Origin of the sequence: Streptomyces pathocidini (assembly GCF_001418495.1) — a bacterium.
GTDB lineage: Bacteria > Actinomycetota > Actinomycetes > Streptomycetales > Streptomycetaceae > Streptomyces > Streptomyces pathocidini.
In genome coordinates this window covers 1-3,610 of sequence record NZ_LIQY01000628.1, presented here as the reverse complement: position 1 = coordinate 3,610, position 3,610 = coordinate 1, and the positions used below count along the sequence as shown (strand labels likewise).

Sequence of the window (3,610 nt, the reverse complement as noted above, 5' to 3'; positions counted from 1 at the left end):
CCCGAAGCCCCGCCACCAGCTCCCGTACATCACCCATGCCTACAGCGTGCCCGCCCGCCACCGGTCATCCCGCCAGGCACGCGACGGATCCGGGGCGGGTCCGAACCCGTGGCAACCTTGGGGCATGCGTTTGCTCTCCTACGGTCTCGGGGCCGCCGCTCTGCTCCTCGTGTCGGGTGGTGCCGCGGGTGGTGCGTACGCCGCGGACGGTGAGCCGGGCTCGTTCCGGATCAAGGATCCGCGGATCACCGAGTCCAGTGGGCTGGCCGCCGCCCGGGCGCACCCCGGGGTGTTCTGGACGCACAACGACAGCGACGACGGCCCGTACGTCTACGCGGTCGACAGCGCCACCGGCAAGACGGTCGCGACCGTGACACTGCGCGGGATCCAGCCGCGGGACGTGGAGGCGGTGTCCGTCGGGCCCGACGGGCAGGTGTACGTGGCGGACATCGGCGACAACCTCGGCGGCACCTGGCCGGAAGTGTGGATCTACCGCTTCCCCGAGCCGAAGACCCTGCGGGACACGACGGTCGACCCGGTGCGCTACACCGTCCGCTACGACGGCGGGCCGCGCGACGCCGAGTCGCTGGCGGTCCACCCGAAGACCGGCCGGGTCTACATCGTCAGCAAGCACAAGAAGGGCGGCGGGCTGTACGAGGGGCCCGCCCGGCTGTCCCCCTCGGGCCCGAACACCTTCCGCCGGGTCGCCGACATCGGCCTGTGGGCGACCGACGCCGCCTTCTCGCCCGACGGCTCCCGGCTCCTCGTACGCGGCTACTTCGAGGCCCGCGCCTACCGCTGGCGCGACGGCGCCCCCGAGCCGATCGACCGGCGGCCGCCCATGCCGTTCCAGATCCAGGGCGAGTCCGTGGCCTTCACACCGGGCGGGCGCGCGCTGATGTACGGCTCGGAGGGGGCGAACAGCCAGGTGGTGCGGGAGGAGTTGGACGGGGAGCTGCTGCCGGACTCGGTGGCGTCCGAAGAGAAGCGGGAGACCGCGCCGCCCGCCGGACGGCACGGCGGCCCGTCCGATGACGGCCCGGACGGCACCACGGGCTCCGCCTCCGGCGGCGAGCAGGACCGCAACCTCGTCGTCGGCGCCCTCACCTTCGCCGCCGCGACCGTGCTGGCGCTGGGGATCGGCAGGCTGTTCCGCCGCCGCGGCTGACCGAGGCGGAACGCGACCGACCGGGGCCGGGCCTCAGCGCGGGCGCTCCGCCACCAGCCGCACCTCGTAGTGCAGCGTCCTGTCCCGCTGGAGCCGGTGGAACGCGGGGACCAGATAGCGCTGCACGACGGGGTACTTGCGCTCGATCAGCTTCGCCGCGTGCGCGTTCTCCTCGCCGCCCTGGTCGAGCAGGCGCACGCGCGCGTGGAGGGCGGCCCCCGTCGGCTTGCCCCTGCGCGTGCAGGGCGCGATGTCGACGTCGGGGAAGTTGCGCATCCGCTTCGTCTTGCCCGCCTTGCCGAACGTCCTGATGTAGGCGTGGTCCCCCTCGACCGCGATGTGGACCGGCGTGCCGACCGTCGAGCCGTCCCGCTTGCGGGTGGTGAGCAGGACGCAGGCCTGCCGCACGAGCGGTCGGAGTTCCGCGGTTCCGTCAGTGGTGGCCATGGCATCCATGGACGCACAAACGGGCCCCGCCGTCACCCCGTGGCGGCCCGTACGCGCACGGGCCGCCACACGCACGGCCCCGCCACACGCACGGGCCCGCCACCATGCCGCCGGGACTACAGCTGCTCGACCACGTAGTCGACGCAGTGGGTCAGCGCCTCGACATCCGCGGGGGCGACCGCCGGGAACATGGCCACGCGCAGCTGGTTGCGGCCCAGCTTGCGGTACGGCTCGGTGTCCACGATGCCGTTGGCGCGCAGCACCTTGGCCACGGCCGCGGCGTCGACGTCGTCACTGAAGTCGATCGTGCCGACGACCTGCGAGCGCTTGGCGGGATCGGTGACGAACGGGGACGCGTACGAGACCTTGTCCGCCCAGCCGTACAGCCGCGAGGAGCTGTCGGCCGTCCGCTCGACCGCCCACTCCAGGCCGCCATGGCTGTTGAGCCAGTCGAGCTGCTCTGCCAGGAGGAAGAGAGTGGAGACGGCCGGGGTGTTGTACGTCTGGTTCTTGAGGGAGTTGTCGATCGCGGTGGGCAGCGAGAAGAACTCCGGGACGTGGCGGCCGGAGGCGTGCACCCGGGCCGCGCGTTCCAGGGCGGCGGGCGAGAACACGGCCAGCCAGAGGCCGCCGTCGGCAGCGAAGGACTTCTGCGGGGCGAAGTAGTAGACGTCCGTCTCGCGGATGTCCACGGGCAGGCCGCCCGCGCCGGAGGTCGCGTCCACGAGCACCAGCGCGTCCTCGTCGGCGCCCTCGACCCGGCGGATCGGTGCGGCGACGCCGGTGGAGGTCTCGTTGTGCGTGAGCGCGTACGCGTCGACGCCGGCCTCGGCCCGCGGCAGCGGGTGCGTACCGGGCTCGGAGGTGACGACGGTCGGCTCCTCCAACCACGGGGCGAGCTGCGCGGCCTTGGCGAACTTGGAGGAGAACTCGCCGAAGGACAGGTGCTGGGACCTGCGCTCGATCAGGCCGTGGGTGGCGATGTCCCAGAAGGCGGTGGAACCGCCGTTGCCGAGGACCACCTCGTAGCCGTCCGGCAGCGAGAACAGCGCGCGTACGCCGTCCCGCACCCGGCCGACCAGGTTCTTCACCGGCGCCTGGCGGTGGGACGTGCCCAGGAGAGAGGTTCCGGTGGCAGCCAGGGCGCCGAGCGCCTCCGTACGCACCTTGGACGGGCCCGAGCCGAAGCGACCGTCGGCGGGCTTCATGTCAGCGGGAATCTGGATATCAGCCACGATCCGCAGCCTAGTCCGTCGGGATGGGCGCGTTGGAGGGCCGTCCATCGGCTGAGACCGTGTCGCCGTGCGGCGCGCTTCGGATCCGACAACCGCGCCACACAACGGCTCTTCGGGGCACTGCCCGGCTTCTGGAGGCCGACCTCGGGGTGGTCATGGTCACGTCGCAGGGGTGCGGGGATTCGGCGATGATGGCGGCATGCGGATCATGTTCGTCGGCGACTCGATGACCATCGGAAGTGCGGGCGAGCACACGTGGCGCTACCGGATGTGGCAGCACCTGAACCGGGAGTTCGGGAGGCCGTACCGGATCGTCGGGCCGCGCACCGGGCTCCACGACCACGCCGCCGACGCGCCCGTCTCCCACGACTACGCCGACCCCGCCTTCCCCGAACGCGCCCGCGCGCACCTGGCCGGCTGGGGCGAGGGCTGGCTGCACATGGCGCCGCTCATCCGCGAAGAGGTCGCCGCCCACCGCGCGGACCTGCTCCTGGTCTCCCTGGGCCTGATCGACCTCGGCTTCTACACGGGCGCCGGCCAAACCGCCGCCAACGCCCGCGAGTTCGTCGCCGAGGCCCGCGCGGCCAACCCGTACGTCCAGATCGTCGCACTCCCCGTCCTCCCCAACATCCGCGCCCAGGAAGACCCGGCCTTCGCCGCGGAGGTCGACGACCTCAACGAGCAACTCGCCAAGGCCACGGCCGACTTGGCCACATCCAGCTCCCCTCTCCTCCTGGCCTCCCGCCCGGCCGACTGGTCC

The 3,610-nt window shown here is 72.5% G+C and carries 4 protein-coding genes; 2 read left to right on the top strand and 2 right to left on the bottom strand.

The window, feature by feature from the left end:
* Positions 1 to 124 precede the first annotated feature (124 nt).
* Entirely contained in the window at positions 125 to 1,168 is a 1,044-nt protein-coding gene (locus tag AOK16_RS23735; protein ID WP_055474171.1) for a thiol-disulfide oxidoreductase DCC family protein, read from the top strand.
* A gap of 33 nt (positions 1,169 to 1,201) precedes the next feature.
* Here AOK16_RS23735 and AOK16_RS23730 read toward each other — a convergent pair whose 3' ends face one another.
* Together AOK16_RS23730 and serC are read right to left on the bottom strand one after the other, a co-directional pair.
* Complete coding sequence (locus tag AOK16_RS23730) at positions 1,202 to 1,615, bottom strand: PPOX class F420-dependent oxidoreductase (RefSeq protein ID WP_055474170.1); 414 nt, start codon at positions 1,613 to 1,615, stop codon at positions 1,202 to 1,204.
* 116 nt (positions 1,616 to 1,731) lie between these two features.
* Positions 1,732 to 2,850 carry a phosphoserine transaminase gene (gene serC / locus AOK16_RS23725; protein WP_055474169.1) on the bottom strand — a complete coding sequence of 373 codons (1,119 nt, stop codon included), beginning with the start codon at positions 2,848 to 2,850 and terminating at the stop codon, positions 1,732 to 1,734.
* 199 nt (positions 2,851 to 3,049) lie between these two features.
* On the opposite strand from serC, the gene AOK16_RS23720 reads away from it, so the two are divergent.
* Positions 3,050 to 3,610 (top strand): GDSL-type esterase/lipase family protein (locus tag AOK16_RS23720; RefSeq protein WP_055474168.1); only part of this gene is annotated, 561 nt, incomplete at its 3' end.

What these genes read in the sequence shown, in the direction of transcription:
- AOK16_RS23735 (WP_055474171.1), top strand. Translation starts at nt 125, where the DNA reads ATGCGTTTGCTCTCCTACGGTCTCGGGGCCGCCGCTCTGCTCCTCGTG.
- AOK16_RS23730 (WP_055474170.1), bottom strand. Translation starts at nt 1,615, where the DNA reads ATGGCCACCACTGACGGAACCGCGGAACTCCGACCGCTCGTGCGGCAG.